A 15256-nucleotide genomic window follows, 5' to 3' on the forward strand; every position below is an offset into this window, starting at 1 on the left:
CACGGGGAAGGAAAGAGGCGGAGGGGGATACGACGAAGGCCCCGGTCGAGATGACCGGGGCCTTCTTACTGGAGCGGACGACGAGATTCGAACTCGCGACCCTCACCTTGGCAAGGTGATGCTCTACCAACTGAGCCACGTCCGCATGCTCCCGCTCAGCTCTCACTGGCGGTGCGTCCACCACTCTACCTGATCCACCGAGGTGGTCGGTACGTGATGCGGAGCGGGTGACAGGAATTGCACACTGCGCCTTCCCTCTGGAAGAGGGCTGTTCTACTACTGAACTACACCCGCACGCTCCGTGAGGTCCGGCCCTCCGGCCTCGCCCCTCGGCGTGATCCAGACTCTAGCCCACCTGCGGGGGTGCGGCGCAACTCGGTTCTCGCCGGTGCCGGTCCGGGGTGTCTTCTCCCGCCGTGCGGGCGGGTGTTCAGCTCGCCTCCCGGAAGGCCTCGTACACGCGCTTGGGGATCCGGCCGCGCGCCGGCACGTCCATCTTGTTGGACTGCGCCCAGGCCCGGACCGCGGCCGGGGCGGGGGCGAGGTCGGTGCGCCGGTACTCCCTGCGCGTCCGACCGGCGTGCCGGGCCGCCTTGCGTCCCGCCGCCATGTAGGGCGCGAGGGCGGTGCGAAGTTTCTCTGCATTGGCGGGATTGAGGTCGATCTCGTACGACTTCCCGTCCAGTCCGAACGAAACCGTTTCCGCCGCTGCTCCGCCGTCGATGTCGTCGAAGAGCGTCACCACTACGCGCTGCGCCACGGATATCGGTCCTTTCCTGCGGTCCGCCGTGCGGGTCAGTACAGGTCAGTGCTGACACGGGGCGAATCCGGTATTCCGGCTGTTGCGGGGCAATGCTGCTTTCCGCTGTATTCCTTTGTACAGCGGGCGGCATCGCATTGGGAAGCCCAGCCAATTGCATCCGCGTGTCCTCCGCAATGGGCCGGCTCGGTTTTTCCCCGGATTTTTCCTTGGCGTTCTCCGCATATCTATGCGCGTAGATTTTTCGGGCGGGTACGCTGAGGGAACCGCCTTCAGCACCACACCACCGGGAGTGCCAGTGGCACGCGTCGTAGTCGACGTCATGCTCAAGCCGGAGATCCTCGACCCGCAGGGCCAGGCGGTGCAGCGCGCACTGCCCCGCCTGGGCTTCGAGGGGATCGCGGACGTACGTCAGGGAAAGCGCTTCGAACTCGAGGTCGACGGGCCGGTCGACGAGGCCGCCCTCGCCCGTATCCATGAGATGGCGGAAACGTTCCTCGCGAACACCGTCATCGAGGACTTCGTCGTCAAGGTGGAGTCGTGACGGCTCGTATCGGCGTCGTCACATTTCCTGGGACGCTCGACGACCAGGACGCACTGCGCGCCGTCCGCCTCGCGGGCGCCGAGCCCGTTTCGCTGTGGCACCGCGACAAGGACCTCAGGCAGGTGGACGCGGTCGTCCTCGCGGGCGGCTTCTCCTACGGCGACTATCTCCGGGCGGGCGCCATCTCCCGCTTCTCACCGGTGATGGAAACGATCATCGACCAGGCGAAGTCCGGGATGCCGGTCCTCGGTATCTGCAACGGCTTCCAGATCCTCACCGAAGCCCATCTGCTGCCGGGCGCGATGCTCCAGAACAACCATCTGCACTTCATCTGCCGCGACCAGAAGCTGCGGGTGGAGAACGCGGAGACGGCCTGGACCGCCGACTACGAGCAGGGCCGGGAGATCTCCGTTCCGCTGAAGAACATGGACGGCCGCTACGTCGCCGACGAGCGCGTCCTCGACGAGCTCGAGGCCGAGGGCCGGGTCGCGTTCCGCTATCTGGACCTGAACCCGAACGGCTCGCTGCGCGACATCGCCGGCATCACCAACGCCGCGGGCAACGTCGTCGGGCTGATGCCCCACCCCGAGCACGCCGTGGAGCCGCTCGTCGGCACCGGCGGCACGGACGGCCTCGGGTTCTTCACCTCGATCGTCAAGAGGCTGGTCGCCGCATGAGACTCGACACCGGAGCAGTCGAGGGAGTCACCGAGCGCCCCGCCCGCGTCTGCAGCACCGTCCGCACGCGAAGGAGCGACCGAGGGTGACCCTCGACACCGTCAAGCACGCCACCGAGACCCCCGAGACCGAGCAGCCCTGGAAGGACCTCGGCCTCAAGGAGGACGAGTACGCGCGCATCCGCGAGATCCTCGGCCGCCGCCCGACCGGCGCCGAGCTCGCCATGTACTCCGTCATGTGGTCCGAGCACTGCTCGTACAAGAGCAGCAAGGTCCATCTGAAGCAGTTCGGCGAGAAGGCCCCCGAGAACGACGCCCTGCTCGTCGGCATCGGCGAGAACGCGGGCGTCGTCGACGTCGGCCAGGGCTACGCGGTCACCTTCAAGGTCGAGTCGCACAACCACCCCAGCTACATCGAGCCCTACCAGGGCGCGGCCACCGGTGTCGGCGGCATCGTCCGGGACATCCTCGCGATGGGCGCCCGGCCGGTGGCGGTCATGGACCCGCTGCGCTTCGGGGCCGCGGACCACCCCGACACCAAGCGCGTGCTGCCCGGTGTCGTGGCGGGCATCGGCGGCTACGGCAACTGCCTTGGCTTGCCCAACATCGGCGGCGAGGTCGTCTTCGACTCCTGCTACCAGGGCAACCCGCTGGTCAACGCGCTGTGTGTGGGCGTCATGAAGCACGAGGACATCCACCTGGCCAAGGCGTCCGGCGCGGGCAACAAGGTCATCCTGTACGGCGCCCGTACCGGCGGGGACGGCATCGGCGGCGTCTCCGTGCTCGCCTCCGAGACCTTCGACGACACGAAGCCCGCCAAGCGGCCCGCAGTCCAGGTCGGCGACCCTTTCCAGGAGAAGCTCCTCATCGAGTGCACCCTGGAGGTCTTCCGGGAGAAGCTGGTCGCCGGCATCCAGGACCTCGGTGGCGCCGGTCTCTCCTGTGCCACCTCCGAGCTGGCCTCCGCGGGCTCCGGCGGTATGCGCGTCGAGCTCGACACCGTGCCGCTGCGCGACGCGACCCTCTCGCCCGAGGAGATCCTCATGAGCGAGTCGCAGGAGCGGATGTGCGCGATCGTCGAGCCGCGGCACGTCGACCGTTTCATGGAGATCTGCGAGAAGTGGGACGTCATCGCCACCGTGATCGGTGAGGTGACGGAAGGCGAGCGGCTGGAGATCTTCTGGCACGGCGAGCAGATCGTGGACGTGCCGCCGGGCACCGTCGCGCACGAGGGCCCGACGTACCACCGCCCGTACGCCCGTCCCGAGTGGCAGGACGCGCTCCAGGCGGACGACGCGGGCGAGCTGCCCCGTCCGGCCTCGTCCGAGGAACTGCGCGAGCAGGTCCTGAAGCTGGTCGCGTCGCCGAACCAGGCCGCCAAGTCCTGGATCACGGACCAGTACGACCGCTTCGTGCAGGGCAACACCGTGCTCGCCCAGCCCGAGGACGCCGGCATGGTCCGCATCGACCCGGACACCAACCTGGGTGTGGCGGTCGCGACGGACGGCAACGGCCGCTACGCGAAGCTCGACCCGTACACGGGCGCGCAGCTCGCGTTGGCCGAGGCGTACCGCAACGTCGCCGCGTCGGGTGCCAGGCCGCTCGCCATCTCCGACTGCCTGAACTTCGGTTCGCCCGAGGACCCGGCCGTCATGTGGCAGTTCGCCGAGGCCACCCGAGGCCTGGCGGACGGCTGCCGGCTGCTCGGCACCCCGGTGACCGGCGGCAACGTCTCGCTCTACAACCAGACGGGCGAGACGGCGATCCACCCGACACCGGTCGTGGCCGTGCTCGGTGTGATCGACGACGTGACGCGCCGTACGCCCATCGCGTTCGCCGAGGAGGGCCAGCTGCTCTACCTGCTGGGCGACACGCGCGAGGAGTTCGGCGGTTCGGCCTGGTCCCAGGTGGTCCACGACCACCTGGGCGGTCTGCCGCCGAAGGTGGACCTGGAACGGGAGAAGCTGCTCGCCGAGATCCTGATCTCGGGTTCCCGCGACGGGATGATCGACGCGGCGCACGACCTCAGCGACGGCGGTCTGATCCAGGCGGTCACCGAGTCCTGCCTGCGCGGCGGGCGGGGCGCCCGGCTGGTCGTGCCGGACGGTCTCGACGCCTTCACGTTCCTCTTCTCCGAGTCCGCGGGCCGCGCGGTCGTCGCGGTGCCGCGCAGCGAGGAGCTCCGCTTCACCGACATGTGCGGTGCGCGGGGGCTCCCGGCCCGCCGCATCGGCGTGGTCGACGGGGACGCGGTGGAGGTGCAGGGGGAGTTCACCGTCCCGCTGAGCGAGCTGCGCACCGCACACGAGGAGACCGTGCCGGCCCTGTTCGCCTGAGTCGCCGCACACGACGGAGTCCCCGCCCGGGCCTGGTCCGGGCGGGGACTCCGTCGTGTCCGGGGAGGGACTCGGTTGCCAAGAATTACGTAACTACGTACTTTGTGAGGCATGGGTCTGGAGGAGCGGGTCGCCGAGCTGGAACGGCGGATGGCGGCGCTGGAGCGGTCGGAGCCCCGTGCGCCGGTGGCCGCCGAAGGCGACTTCTGGGCCCTCGAAGGACTCAGGGGCCGGCTCGCGCGGGCGGGCGCGGAGGCCGGCGGGGTGCTGTTCACCGGCGCCGTGAGGCAGCCGACGGGGGAGCGGTACGAGTGGCAGATCGGCGCGCTCACCGAGGAACTGCTGGCCGGCGACTGGTCGGACCTGGCCGACTCCTTCGCGGCCCTGGGCAATCCGGTGCGGCTGCGCCTGCTGCGCGAGATCGTCGGCGGCCGCCGCACCGCGGCCGAGCTCGCCGAGCTCGAAGGGCTCGGCACGACCGGGCAGATCTACCACCATCTGCGCCAGCTGACCGCCGCGGGCTGGCTGCACACCGCGGGCCGCGGCCGGTACGAGGTGCCGGGCGTCCGCGTGGTCCCGCTGCTGGTGGCACTCTCCGCGGCACGTCCCTAGAAGAGGAACGGTCATATGTCCGTACGGAAGACGGCGACGGTCGGCGTCCGCGTGCTGTGGGCGGCCTTCTTCGCCCTGGCCGTCCTGACCCGCTTACTGGATCTGCGGTACCCCGACTGGCTGCGCTTCCTGCCGGCGGCCGCCGCGATCGCGCTGAGCGTCGCCCTGGGACGGGCCGCCCGGCGCCGCATCGACGCCCGGGGCGCGGCTCCCGTGGAGACCGCCTCCCCGGTCGCCGGGCGCTGGACCGCGCTGAACAGCCCGGCCGACAAGGTACCCAGCCACGGCACCCACGAAGCCGCCCAGAGCTTCGCGATCGACATCGTCGCCGAGTGCGAGGAGCACCCGCGGCCGCGTTTCGCCTCGCTGTGGCCGCTCACTCGCCGGAACCGGGAGTTCCCCGCCTTCAACGCCCCGCTGTACGCGGTCGCCGACGCCACCGTCGTCCGCGCCACCGACCGTCAGCGCGACCACATGAGCCGGAACTCGCTGCCCGCGCTGCTCTGGCTCCTTGCGGAGGGCGTGGTCAGGATGCTCGGCGGCACGGACCGGATCTTCGGCAACCACCTCGTGCTCGACCTCGGGGACGGCACCTGGGCGGTCTACGCCCATCTCCGGCGGGGTTCGCTCGCTGTGCGCGAGGGCGAGCAGGTGACTGCGGGGCAGCTCCTCGCCCGCTGCGGGAACTCGGGCAACTCCACCGAGCCGCATCTGCACTTCCAGCTGATGGACGGGCCCGACCTGGAGGCGGCGCACGGCGTCCCGTTCACCTGGCGCGGGGTCGGCGTACCGCGCAACAAGGAGACGTTCACCGCTCAGCCGGCGGCGCCCCAGAACGCGTCCGCCTCGTCGACGTCCTGAACGCACTCGTCGATGTCGGAGATCTTGCCGCCGACGATCGTGAACCAGAGCCCGCCGGGCATCTCGATCCCGCGGTCGCCGCGGTCGGCGTAGTACGTGTGGACGGCCATCACATGCCCGCGGCCGTCGGGGTAGGCGCCCCTGAGCTCGACCCGGAGGGTGCCGCCCGTGAGCTCGCCGAGCTCCCGGTACAGATCCAGGACGTTGTCCTGGCCCTTGTAGTGCCCCGAGATCCGGCTGCCACCGGGCACGTGGCGCACGCAGTCCGCCGTCAGCAGGGAGCGGAGGGTCTCCATGTCACCCCTGCCGAACGCCTCGTAGCCCCGGCGGACCAGGGCGCTGTGCGGGTGCTCGGACATGTCCGCCACACTCCTTTTCCTCGCCGTCGCGGCCCCCCTCCATCGTCCGCCGGGCTCGGGCCGGTCGCCAGGCAGCGGCAGCGGCCTCGGCGCGGTTCGGTGTCCGTGGGGCGCGTTACCCTCGGCCCCATGCCACCGGCCAGGAAGCGCGCCCGCAGTTACGACCCCGCCAGGATCCGCACCGCCGTCCTCGCGCAGTTCGGACATGTCCGGGGGGCCGTGGGGGGCCTGACGGCCGAGCAGTTGGCACTGCCGACCCGGCTCGGGGACTGGACCGTCCGCGAACTGGCGGCGCACATCGCGCAGTCGTTCGGCTCCGTCGCCAGGGCCCTCGACCATCCGGAGCCGGCGAAGGCCGATGTGGCCCTCCCGGACTGGCTTCTCTCGACCGCCGGGTGTGCCTGCGCCGTCGACGGGGGTACGCGCGTGGCGGCGGCAGCCGCCGAGGAACTCCCGGCCCTCTACGGGCGGACGGCCGGGGAGGTCGAGTCCGCGCTGGCGGGGGTCTCCGGCGAGCGGCTCGTCCAGACCGGGTCCGGTGCCATGCGGCTCGCCGACCACCTCGTCACCCGCGCCGTGGCGCTGGTCGTCCACACCGACGACCTGGCCGACGCCACCGGCCTCGACCTCCCGTACGAACGCCAGGCGCTCGCCGCCTGTGTGCGGCTGCTCGCCGACGCGCTCGCGGTGAAGGCCCCCGGCGGCTCGGTGGAGCTGAGGATCCCGCCGTACGCCGTGGTGCAGTGCGTCGAGGGGCCCCGGCACACCCGCGGCACGCCCCCGAACGTCGTCGAGACCGACCCGCTGACCTGGGTCCGGCTCGCCACGGGACGCGAGGACTGGGCGGCGGCGTGGGAGGCGGCGAGGGTGAGCGCGAGCGGTGAGCGTTCCGACCTCTCGGCGCTGCTGCCCGTGACGGCCTGACTGCTCCCGGGGAACCGCAGCCCCGCCCGCACCGTCAGAACGGCATGCGTACTCAACTGATCGTTCCCGCGGTGGCCACGCTGGCGGCCACGATCACGCTGACGGCCTGCGGCTCCGAGAAGGGCCCGGGCCAGGGTGCGGGGGACGACGCGGGCGGCTCCGTGCGGCCCGTGGCCCCCGTCACCGGCGTGCACTGGACCGTCCAGAACGTGACCGTCGACGGCAAGCGGACCGATGCCCCGGCCGGAGCCCATGTGGAGTTCACGACCGGGGAAGCGGGCGAGGACGGCGCGAAGGGCCGCGCCGAGGGCAACTACGGCTGCAACCACTTCGGAGCCGATGTGACCATCAAGGGCGACACCATCACCGTCGGGCGCGGCCAGATGACGGAGATGGGCTGCCCGCAGGGCGTCGCGGGCTTCGAGGAGGCCCTGCGCACGGCCTTCTCCGGTGAGCTGAAGGCGAAGGTGTCGGAGAAGAACCTGACCCTGGCCACCGCCGAGGGCGACTCCATCGCGCTGAGCGCGCAGCCCGCCGCCCCGCTCACGGGCACCAAGTGGACCGTCACCTCCCTGCTCGACGGGGAGACGGCAGCCTCGCTGCCGCCCGGCACCGAGGGCAAGGCCCACTTCGTCATCGGCAAGGACGGCTCGCTGAGCGGCAACCTCGGCTGCAACGACTTCCGCGCCGAGGCGAAGACGTCCGGGTCGACGCTCACCGTCGGCCGGCTGTCCAGCACCCGCAAGATGTGCGCGGGCACCGCCGGAATGCTCGAGAAGGCCGTGGCCGAGGCCCTCAGGGGCACGGTGTCGTACGAGCTGGACCACCGCAGCCTGACCCTCACCTCCGCGGACAGCGGCAAGGGAGTGGCGGCGACGGCCGGGTGACGCGGACGGGAGGACCGAGCCGGTGAGGTGACCCCGCAGGGTGACGGCCGCGGCCCGGCCCGGCCCCGCTCGGGTGGTGCGGAGAGTGATGTGCGGCACGCCGCCCCGCCGCCCTTACCAGCCCGTAGGACCCCCCAAAGGCTTGATTACGCGGCTTTTGTGTGAACCTCTGACCCGGTGGGGGCGGTTCTGCGCCGCATCCCCAATTCGGACCAGTGGTCGATCTCGCCTACACTCGGTGCCGTGCCACGTGGTGACGGACGACTCAGCCACGACCTGCTCCCCGGCGAGAAGGGCCCCCAGGACGCTTGCGGCGTCTTCGGTGTCTGGGCTCCGGGTGAAGAGGTCGCCAAGCTCACTTACTTCGGGCTCTACGCCCTCCAACACCGGGGTCAGGAATCCGCGGGCATCGCGGTCAGCAACGGCTCCCAGATCCTCGTCTTCAAGGACATGGGCCTCGTGTCCCAGGTCTTCGACGAGACCTCACTCGGTTCCCTGCAGGGTCATATCGCGGTCGGTCACGCCCGCTACTCGACCACGGGCGCCTCCGTGTGGGAGAACGCGCAGCCGACCTTCCGGGCGACCGCCCACGGCTCCATCGCGCTCGGCCACAACGGCAACCTGGTGAACACGGCCCGGCTCGCCGAGATGGTCGCCGACCTGCCCCGCCAGGACGGCCGCGCCACCCAGGTCGCCGCCACCAACGACACCGACCTCGTCACCGCGCTGCTCGCCGGGCAGACCGACGACGACGGCAAGCCCCTCACGGTCGAGCAGGCGGCCGCCAAGGTCCTCCCCGACGTCCGGGGCGCCTTCTCGCTCGTCTTCATGGACGAGGACACGCTCTACGCCGCGCGCGACCCCCAGGGCATCCGCCCGCTGGTCCTCGGCCGGCTCGAGCGTGGCTGGGTGGTCGCCTCCGAGTCCGCCGCCCTGGACATCTGCGGTGCGAGCTTCGTCCGCGAGATCGAGCCGGGCGAGCTCATCGCGATCGACGAGAACGGCATCCGCACCTCACGCTTCGCAGAAGCGAAGCCCAAGGGCTGTGTCTTCGAGTACGTCTACCTCGCCCGCCCCGACACCGACATCGCCGGCCGGAACGTCTACCTCTCCCGCGTGGAGATGGGCCGCCGCCTGGCGAAGGAAGCTCCCGTCGAGGCCGATCTCGTCATAGCGACGCCGGAGTCCGGCACCCCCGCGGCCATCGGCTACGCGGAGGCGTCGGGCATCCCCTACGGCTCGGGCCTGGTCAAGAACGCCTACGTGGGCCGGACCTTCATCCAGCCGTCCCAGACGATCCGCCAGCTGGGCATCCGCCTCAAGCTGAACCCCCTCAAGGAAGTCATCAAGGGCAAGCGGCTCGTGGTGGTCGACGACTCGATCGTCCGCGGCAACACCCAGCGCGCCCTGGTGAGGATGCTCCGCGAGGCCGGCGCCGCCGAGGTCCACATCCGGATCTCGTCCCCGCCCGTGAAGTGGCCGTGCTTCTTCGGCATCGACTTCGCGACCCGTGCCGAGCTGATCGCCAACGGCATGACGATCGACGAGATCGGTACTTCGCTGGGCGCCGACTCGCTCGCGTACATCTCCATCGACGGCATGATCGAGGCCACGACCATCGACAAGCCGAACCTGTGCCGCGCCTGCTTCGACGGCGAGTACCCGATGGAACTGCCCGACCCCGAGCTGCTCGGCAAGCAGCTGCTGGAGACCGAGCTTGCGGGCGGCGCGGACGCCGCCGACGCGCTCCGTCGTCCGTGACCAGGTCCCGTCATCCCAACCGAAAGATCCCAGGCAATGTCTGAGACAGGTGCTTCCTACGCTGCCGCGGGCGTCGACATCGAGGCGGGCGACCGCGCCGTCGAACTGATGAAGGAGTGGGTGAAGAAGACCCGCCGCCCCGAGGTACTCGGCGGCATCGGCGGCTTCGCCGGCCTCTTCGACGCCTCCGCCCTCAAGCGGTACGAGCGCCCGCTGCTCGCCTCCGCCACCGACGGCGTCGGCACCAAAGTCGACCTCGCGCGCCAGATGGGCGTGTACGACTCGATCGGCCACGACCTCGTCGCGATGGTCATGGACGACATCGTCGTGTGCGGCGCCGAACCGCTGTTCATGACCGACTACATCTGCGTCGGCAAGGTGCACCCGGAGCGGGTGGCCGCGATCGTCAAGGGCATCGCCGAGGGCTGCGTCCTCGCCGGCTGCGCCCTGGTGGGCGGCGAGACGGCCGAACACCCGGGTCTGCTGGGCCCGGACGACTTCGACGTCGCCGGCGCCGGTACGGGCGTCGTGGAGGCCGACCGGCTGCTGGGTGCCGATCGCATCCGTACGGGGGACGCGGTGATCGCGATGGCGTCCTCGGGCCTTCACTCGAACGGGTACTCGCTTGTGCGGCACGTGGTCTTCGACCGGGCGGGCTGGACGCTCGACCGGGAGATCCCGGAGTTCGGCCGCACCCTCGGTGAGGAACTGCTCGAGCCCACCAGGATCTACTCGCTGGACTGCCTGGCCCTGACCCGGACCACCGAGGTGCACGCCTTCAGCCACATCACCGGCGGCGGACTCGCCGCCAACCTGGCGCGCGTGGTGCCGGACGGCCTGCACGCGGTCGTCGACCGGTCGACATGGACGCCGGGCGCGGTCTTCGACCTCGTCGGCAGCGCCGGCCGGGTGGAGCGCGCCGAGTTGGAGAAGACCCTCAACATGGGCGTGGGGATGATGGCGGTCGTTCCGCAGGAGTCGGTCGACGTCGCCCTGGCGACCCTCGCCGACCGCGGTGTCGACGCGTGGATCGCCGGTGGGATCACCGAGCGCGGGGAGCACACCGACGGCGCCGGGATGGTCGGCGACTACGCGAGCTGAACAGCACAGAACCCGGTCCGGGGATGGGCCCCGGACCGGGTCTGAAGAATGCAGGTGCAGGCGTCAAGCACCGCGACGCTGTGACGACGGACCGGACTCCTCGTCCTCGTCCTCGTCGTCGTTGTACATATCCGCGTAGCGGGCGTACGGGTCGTCGTCCTCGTCGTCCTCGAACGGCTCCGCGTTCGGCGGTTGACTCGAAGTCGATGCGCCCAGCTCGCTGGCCAGACGTGAGAGATCCGTCCCACCGCTGTTGTACTTCAGCTGGCGGGCGACCTTCGTCTGCTTGGCCTTGGCCCGGCCGCGCCCCATGGCTCGACCCCCTCGGTGACGGGGCTCGACGGCCCCAGAGTCTTGACACGCGTTCATGGTTCGGAGCGGGCTCTCCGTGGAGAGACCGGTCCGTAGGGCTTCAACGGTACCTGCTTCCGCGGCCATACGGTACGCCGCCCGCATCACGTGCCACCTCGCAGGACCCGCGAGGCGCCCCGTCCTCGCTGGTCAACCGCGATTTTAACCTCTTCTCGGCGGGCGGCTCGCCGACCGGCGTGAGTCTTGTCTCCCCGGTCGGCGAGGAACACCCGCGGGGTGCTATCGGCGACGCGCCTCCGCCATCCGCTGCTCCGCGATACGGTCCGCGGCCGCGGCCGGCGGAATACCATCTTCCTTCGCACGTGCGAATATCGCCAGTGTGGTCTCGAAGATCTTCGACGCCTTCGCCTTGCACCGGTCGAAGTCGAAGCCGTGCAGCTCGTCGGCGACCTGGATCACCCCGCCCGCGTTCACGACGTAGTCGGGTGCGTAGAGGATGTGGCGGTCGGCGAGGTCCTTCTCGACGCCCGGGTGCGCGAGCTGGTTGTTGGCGGCGCCGCACACGATCCGGGCCGTCAGCACGGGAACCGTCTCGTCGTTCAGCGCGCCACCCATGGCGCAGGGGGCGTAGATGTCGAGACCCCCCAGGGATTCCGCACGGATCAGCTCGTCCGTGTCCCGGGCCACCCGCACCTGCGGGAACTTGTCCGTGATCCGGCGCACCGACTCCTCGCGCACATCGGTGACGACGACCTCGGCTCCGTCCTCCAGCAGGTGCTCGACCAGGTAGTGGCCGACCTTGCCGACGCCCGCGACGCCCACCTTGCGGCCGCGCAGCGTGGGGTCGCCCCACTCGGCTTGCGCGGAGGCCCGCATGCCCTGGAAGACGCCGTAGGCGGTGAGCACGGACGAGTCGCCGGCGCCGCCGTTCTCGGGGGAGCGGCCGGTGGTCCAGCGGCACTCGCGGGCCACGACGTCCATGTCGGCCACGTAGGTGCCGACGTCGCAGGCGGTGACGTAACGGCCGCCCAGGGACGCGACGAACCGGCCGTAGGCCAGCAGCAGCTCCTCGGACTTGATCCGCTCCGGGTCCCCGATGATCACGGCCTTGCCGCCGCCGTGGCCGAGGCCGGCCATGGCGTTCTTGTACGACATCCCCCGGGAGAGGTTCAGCGCGTCGGCGACGGCGGCTTCCTCGGAGGCGTACGGGTAGAAGCGGGTGCCGCCGAGGGCAGGGCCCAAGGCGGTGGAGTGGATGGCGATGACGGCCTTCAAACCACTGGCGCGGTCCTGGCAGAGCACGACTTGCTCATGTCCGCCCTGGTCCGAGTGGAACAGGGTGTGCAGGACGCCGTCGGTCACATCGGTCACGGTGGTGACTCCCAAGTACGAAGCGGCGAATGAGGGCCCTCCTGTGGGTGGGGAGGGACCCGATGGGCAAGAGAGTAAGTCCTACGGAGGGGTAGATCGGCCCCAGTGCTCAGGATCACCCTCTCCCGGAGTACGTGCGTGGAAGGATCTGTGACATGACGGCCGCGACTTCTGTGCTCGTCCCGTACGCGTCCTACCTGCGGGTGTACGAGCCCTTGGCGGCGTTCCCGGAGCCCGAGCGGAGTCACTGGTCCCGTTATGCCCGCTCCGGGCGGACCCCCACCGCCCAGGACGAGCTCAGGCGGTCCCTGGCGGACCTGCTGCCGACCCCTCCCGTACCGGTGCCGGTCCACGAGAGCGCCGACGCCTTCGTCACGGAGGACGACGGCGTCGTCCGGATCTGCCCCTGGCGCACCAGGCTGCGCGGCTGGCTGGCCCTGGAGGAGCTGACCGGGCTCTTCCCTCCCCTGGTGCTGGACGCGGTGCTGCCGCCCGTGGTGCGCGGCCAGGCCGCCGCCGACTACGAGGCGTGGCGGGAGCGCAACCCGGACGCCCGCCCCTGGATCAGGACCGCGGTCTGGCAGGTGCCGGTGCGCTGGTTCGTCCTGTTCGCGGACGACGAGCGCGAGTACGAGCCGGGCGAGGTGCCGGGGGTGCCGCCCGTGCTGCGTTACCGCACGCCGATGGTCCAGGCCAGACGCAGGCTGGCACGGGCCCTGAAGACCCTGCGGGACAGGATCGAGGAGGGTCCGCTCACGGAGGGGCTGGTGGATGTGGGGCGATGGCTGGAGGAGTTCCACCCGCGCTCCCTGGTCGAGCTCGACTACGGCGGCCTCGTCCACGCACTGTCGCCGGACCGGCTGGCCGAGGACCGGTCCGCCGCCGATGTGGCCGCGGGCATCGCGGCGCTGCGGGAAGGCGACGGAGAGGCCGCGGGTGCGGCCTACGGCCGGCTCACGGACCGCTGGCGGGCGGTCCGCGACCGTCAGTTCGCGAACTGACGGTCGGGACGTGGCGTACCCTTCCCGGAACCGAACCGGACATGTAGGGGACGTAGGTCTCGATCCGGGCCTTTGGTTCAAGCGTGACGGACAGCACTAAGTCGTCTCTTGCAACCCTCGCCCACCCTCGTGCCAAAATAGGACAAGGAGTCCGGGGAGGGTTCCTTCCGCCTACCTGAGGGCGGAAATCTCAGCATTGCACTCTATGGGGGGTCTGATGACTCCTGATCGCTCTGTGACTGATCGTCACTGTGGCGTGACTGTCCGTTATGGCATGAAGCATCGGCTTCCGCCGCTGATGAACACCTGAGAGGGCAATTCCATCGGTTTGGCCGACGTGGCTGGACAGATGGTGTAGTTGTAGTGCCGAGGACAAGCCGTTCGTCCTATAACCGACTCGGCCCGCGTCCGCCATTTCGGGCAACGCGGGTCAAGGTGCAGAATTTAGAGGAAAGAACCGAGAAGGTTCGGTTCTCCCGAGGAGGCCGCTCATGACCGCTCGCACCCCTGATGCCGAGCCGCTGCTGACCCCGGCTGAGGTTGCCACGATGTTCCGCGTGGACCCGAAGACGGTCACGCGCTGGGCCAAGGCAGGCAAGCTCACGTCCATCCGTACGCTCGGTGGACACCGCCGGTACCGCGAGGCAGAGGTCCGCGCACTGCTGGCGGGTATTCCGCAGCAGCGCAGCGAGGCCTGACACCCCGATCAAGGGCATCTCCGGACCCCCAACCCGGTAGCCCTGCACAGAGCTCGACACGGCGGGCGCCTGCCCCAACAGGTTTCGTCGTCGATCGCGCTGGACTCCGCCGGGTCCAGCGCGATCTTTTTGTGTGCCGGGCCGTTCGGGCCGTGGTGTGCGGCCGTTCGGCGAGAGGGGCGGGCGGGACCTGCGGCGTGCGTCCCGTAGGGGGGCCAGGGAGCCCCTGGGGAGTCGTGCGGGGCTGCTCAGCCGGGGGTGCAATTGCACGCATTTGATTTTTCGCTTGTAGGGAGGGGGTAAAGTCGCCTGTCTCACAAACTCGTTCGGTGACTCCCGTCACACGCCGAAGGTCTTGCCGCGCGTGGTCTGTCCTCCCTCTGCGAGTCTGCCGCCCGTCCGCGGTGGGACAAGGCGCCATTGGTCATGCACGGGTGGGACCTTCGTCCCTGGAATCGGAGCCGGAATCGGAGCCGGAGCCGGGGCCGGAGCCGGAGCCGGAGCCACGCTCGGCGCCCGCCGTGCCGGCTGCTTCCGCGGGGCCCGCCGGGCCCACCGGGCGCACGGCGTTCCGCGGACTCTCGGGGCGCACCACGGCCGGGGAGGGTGCGGGAGCCTGACGGCCCCCCAGGAGCGCGGAAGGCGGCGGACCGGGCTCCTCCGGCACTGCCTCCGAGGGGTCCATGGCGAGGCGCAGCAGCCGATGGCAGACCGGACACCGCCGGGTGAGGTGGCGATAGCCGGAGGCGGCCGCCAGATGGGCGCGCAGCAGCGCCCTGGTCTCGTGTCTCGCTGTGGATGCCGCCATCGCGCCACCTCCCGCGGATCGGGGGCCCCGCAACCCCTGTCCTGACTGGGTACCGGCGGCGCAAGCTCCAGTCAATACGCCAGAAGGCCCGCACCACTTGGCGCGGGCCTTCCGTTCACTGCGGTCCTGACGGGATTTGAACCCGCGGCCTCCACCTTGACAGGGTGGCGAGCACTCCAAACTGCTCCACAGGACCAGGTTTCGCAGCCCGATCGCTCGTTGGCTGCGAGAGAGACTGTACAGCA

Annotated in this window: 16 protein-coding genes and 3 tRNA genes; 11 read left to right on the plus strand and 8 right to left on the minus strand. The window is 70.3% G+C overall.

Features of this window, described 5'->3' with window-relative positions; translation table 11 throughout:
- Positions 1 to 69 precede the first annotated feature (69 nt).
- The 3 genes from FEF34_RS19875 to FEF34_RS19885 all read right to left on the minus strand — a co-directional run bounded on the left by FEF34_RS19875 (position 70) and on the right by FEF34_RS19885 (position 760).
- Positions 70 to 145: transfer RNA gene (locus FEF34_RS19875), tRNA-Gly, on the minus strand.
- A gap of 77 nt (positions 146 to 222) precedes the next feature.
- Positions 223 to 294: transfer RNA gene (locus FEF34_RS19880), tRNA-Gly, on the minus strand.
- 136 nt (positions 295 to 430) lie between these two features.
- Positions 431 to 760 carry a histone-like nucleoid-structuring protein Lsr2 gene (locus FEF34_RS19885; protein ID WP_171053017.1) on the minus strand — a complete coding sequence of 110 codons (330 nt, stop codon included), beginning with the start codon at positions 758 to 760 and terminating at the stop codon, positions 431 to 433.
- A gap of 298 nt (positions 761 to 1058) precedes the next feature.
- Here FEF34_RS19885 and purS point away from each other — a divergent pair, with 298 nt between their 5' ends.
- The 5 genes from purS to FEF34_RS19910 all read left to right on the plus strand — a co-directional run bounded on the left by purS (position 1059) and on the right by FEF34_RS19910 (position 5789).
- A complete protein-coding gene (purS, locus tag FEF34_RS19890; RefSeq protein ID WP_017946142.1) occupies positions 1059 to 1304 on the plus strand; it encodes a phosphoribosylformylglycinamidine synthase subunit PurS in 246 nt (81 codons plus the stop codon).
- Positions 1301 to 1981 (plus strand): phosphoribosylformylglycinamidine synthase subunit PurQ, encoded by a 681-nt coding sequence (purQ, locus tag FEF34_RS19895; RefSeq protein WP_138054373.1) that lies wholly within the window; start codon positions 1301 to 1303, stop codon positions 1979 to 1981. The genes purS and purQ overlap by 4 nt, the downstream gene beginning before the upstream one ends.
- Positions 1982 to 2066: 85 nt before the next feature.
- Positions 2067 to 4316: a phosphoribosylformylglycinamidine synthase subunit PurL gene (purL, locus tag FEF34_RS19900; protein ID WP_138054374.1), complete on the plus strand. Its 2250-nt coding sequence runs from the start codon at positions 2067 to 2069 to the stop codon at positions 4314 to 4316.
- 111 nt (positions 4317 to 4427) lie between these two features.
- The gene (locus tag FEF34_RS19905) at positions 4428 to 4928 is read left to right on the plus strand and encodes an ArsR/SmtB family transcription factor (RefSeq protein ID WP_138054375.1); all 501 of its coding nucleotides are present in this window, start codon (positions 4428 to 4430) and stop codon (positions 4926 to 4928) included.
- Between the two features lie 15 nt (positions 4929 to 4943).
- The gene (locus FEF34_RS19910; RefSeq protein ID WP_138054376.1) at positions 4944 to 5789 is read left to right on the plus strand and encodes a M23 family metallopeptidase; all 846 of its coding nucleotides are present in this window, start codon (positions 4944 to 4946) and stop codon (positions 5787 to 5789) included.
- Here the strand turns inward: FEF34_RS19910 and FEF34_RS19915 are convergent.
- Positions 5744 to 6148, minus strand: a complete 405-nt coding sequence (locus FEF34_RS19915) for a nuclear transport factor 2 family protein (protein WP_138054377.1) — start codon at positions 6146 to 6148, stop codon at positions 5744 to 5746. The genes FEF34_RS19910 and FEF34_RS19915 overlap by 46 nt on opposite strands.
- A gap of 129 nt (positions 6149 to 6277) precedes the next feature.
- Here FEF34_RS19915 and FEF34_RS19920 point away from each other — a divergent pair, with 129 nt between their 5' ends.
- From FEF34_RS19920 to purM, 4 genes are all read left to right on the plus strand, one after another.
- Positions 6278 to 7072: a maleylpyruvate isomerase family mycothiol-dependent enzyme gene (locus FEF34_RS19920; RefSeq protein WP_138054378.1), complete on the plus strand. Its 795-nt coding sequence runs from the start codon at positions 6278 to 6280 to the stop codon at positions 7070 to 7072.
- Positions 7073 to 7116: 44 nt separating this feature from the next.
- Entirely contained in the window at positions 7117 to 7959 is an 843-nt protein-coding gene (locus tag FEF34_RS19925) for an META domain-containing protein (RefSeq protein WP_138054379.1), read from the plus strand.
- A 243-nt stretch (positions 7960 to 8202) separates the two neighbouring features.
- On the plus strand, positions 8203 to 9720 hold the full coding sequence (gene purF / locus FEF34_RS19930; RefSeq protein ID WP_138054380.1) for an amidophosphoribosyltransferase: 1518 nt from the start codon (positions 8203 to 8205) through the stop codon (positions 9718 to 9720).
- 36 nt (positions 9721 to 9756) lie between these two features.
- Positions 9757 to 10821 carry a phosphoribosylformylglycinamidine cyclo-ligase gene (gene purM / locus FEF34_RS19935; RefSeq protein WP_138054381.1) on the plus strand — a complete coding sequence of 355 codons (1065 nt, stop codon included), beginning with the start codon at positions 9757 to 9759 and terminating at the stop codon, positions 10819 to 10821.
- Positions 10822 to 10884: 63 nt separating this feature from the next.
- Here the strand turns inward: purM and FEF34_RS19940 are convergent, their stop codons facing one another.
- Both FEF34_RS19940 and FEF34_RS19945 read right to left on the minus strand, forming a co-directional pair.
- Complete coding sequence (locus FEF34_RS19940) at positions 10885 to 11133, minus strand: DUF3073 domain-containing protein (RefSeq protein ID WP_138054382.1); 249 nt, start codon at positions 11131 to 11133, stop codon at positions 10885 to 10887.
- A gap of 279 nt (positions 11134 to 11412) precedes the next feature.
- Entirely contained in the window at positions 11413 to 12504 is a 1092-nt protein-coding gene (locus FEF34_RS19945; RefSeq protein WP_138054383.1) for a Leu/Phe/Val dehydrogenase, read from the minus strand.
- Between the two features lie 155 nt (positions 12505 to 12659).
- Here FEF34_RS19945 and FEF34_RS19950 point away from each other — a divergent pair, with 155 nt between their 5' ends.
- Both FEF34_RS19950 and bldC read left to right on the plus strand, forming a co-directional pair.
- Positions 12660 to 13505 carry a hypothetical protein gene (locus tag FEF34_RS19950; protein WP_138054384.1) on the plus strand — a complete coding sequence of 282 codons (846 nt, stop codon included), beginning with the start codon at positions 12660 to 12662 and terminating at the stop codon, positions 13503 to 13505.
- A 491-nt stretch (positions 13506 to 13996) separates the two neighbouring features.
- Positions 13997 to 14203, plus strand: a complete 207-nt coding sequence (gene bldC / locus FEF34_RS19955; protein WP_003949541.1) for a developmental transcriptional regulator BldC — start codon at positions 13997 to 13999, stop codon at positions 14201 to 14203.
- A gap of 424 nt (positions 14204 to 14627) precedes the next feature.
- Here the strand turns inward: bldC and FEF34_RS19960 are convergent, their stop codons facing one another.
- Together FEF34_RS19960 and FEF34_RS19965 are read right to left on the minus strand one after the other, a co-directional pair.
- Positions 14628 to 15011: a DUF6274 family protein gene (locus tag FEF34_RS19960; RefSeq protein WP_138054385.1), complete on the minus strand. Its 384-nt coding sequence runs from the start codon at positions 15009 to 15011 to the stop codon at positions 14628 to 14630.
- Positions 15012 to 15132: 121 nt separating this feature from the next.
- Positions 15133 to 15207: transfer RNA gene (locus tag FEF34_RS19965), tRNA-Asp, on the minus strand.
- Positions 15208 to 15256 lie beyond the last annotated feature (49 nt).

The sequence above is a fragment of the Streptomyces marianii genome, assembly GCF_005795905.1.
Classification (GTDB): Bacteria; Actinomycetota; Actinomycetes; order Streptomycetales; family Streptomycetaceae; genus Streptomyces; species Streptomyces marianii.

What these genes read in the sequence shown, in the direction of transcription:
- FEF34_RS19905 (WP_138054375.1), top strand. Translation starts at nt 4,428, where the DNA reads ATGGGTCTGGAGGAGCGGGTCGCCGAGCTGGAACGGCGGATGGCGGCG.
- FEF34_RS19910 (WP_138054376.1), top strand. Translation starts at nt 4,944, where the DNA reads ATGTCCGTACGGAAGACGGCGACGGTCGGCGTCCGCGTGCTGTGGGCG.
- FEF34_RS19915 (WP_138054377.1), bottom strand. Translation starts at nt 6,148, where the DNA reads ATGTCCGAGCACCCGCACAGCGCCCTGGTCCGCCGGGGCTACGAGGCG.
- FEF34_RS19920 (WP_138054378.1), top strand. Translation starts at nt 6,278, where the DNA reads ATGCCACCGGCCAGGAAGCGCGCCCGCAGTTACGACCCCGCCAGGATC.
- FEF34_RS19925 (WP_138054379.1), top strand. Translation starts at nt 7,117, where the DNA reads ATGCGTACTCAACTGATCGTTCCCGCGGTGGCCACGCTGGCGGCCACG.
- purM (WP_138054381.1), top strand. Translation starts at nt 9,757, where the DNA reads ATGTCTGAGACAGGTGCTTCCTACGCTGCCGCGGGCGTCGACATCGAG.
- FEF34_RS19940 (WP_138054382.1), bottom strand. Translation starts at nt 11,133, where the DNA reads ATGGGGCGCGGCCGGGCCAAGGCCAAGCAGACGAAGGTCGCCCGCCAG.
- FEF34_RS19950 (WP_138054384.1), top strand. Translation starts at nt 12,660, where the DNA reads ATGACGGCCGCGACTTCTGTGCTCGTCCCGTACGCGTCCTACCTGCGG.
- bldC (WP_003949541.1), top strand. Translation starts at nt 13,997, where the DNA reads ATGACCGCTCGCACCCCTGATGCCGAGCCGCTGCTGACCCCGGCTGAG.
- FEF34_RS19960 (WP_138054385.1), bottom strand. Translation starts at nt 15,011, where the DNA reads ATGGCGGCATCCACAGCGAGACACGAGACCAGGGCGCTGCTGCGCGCC.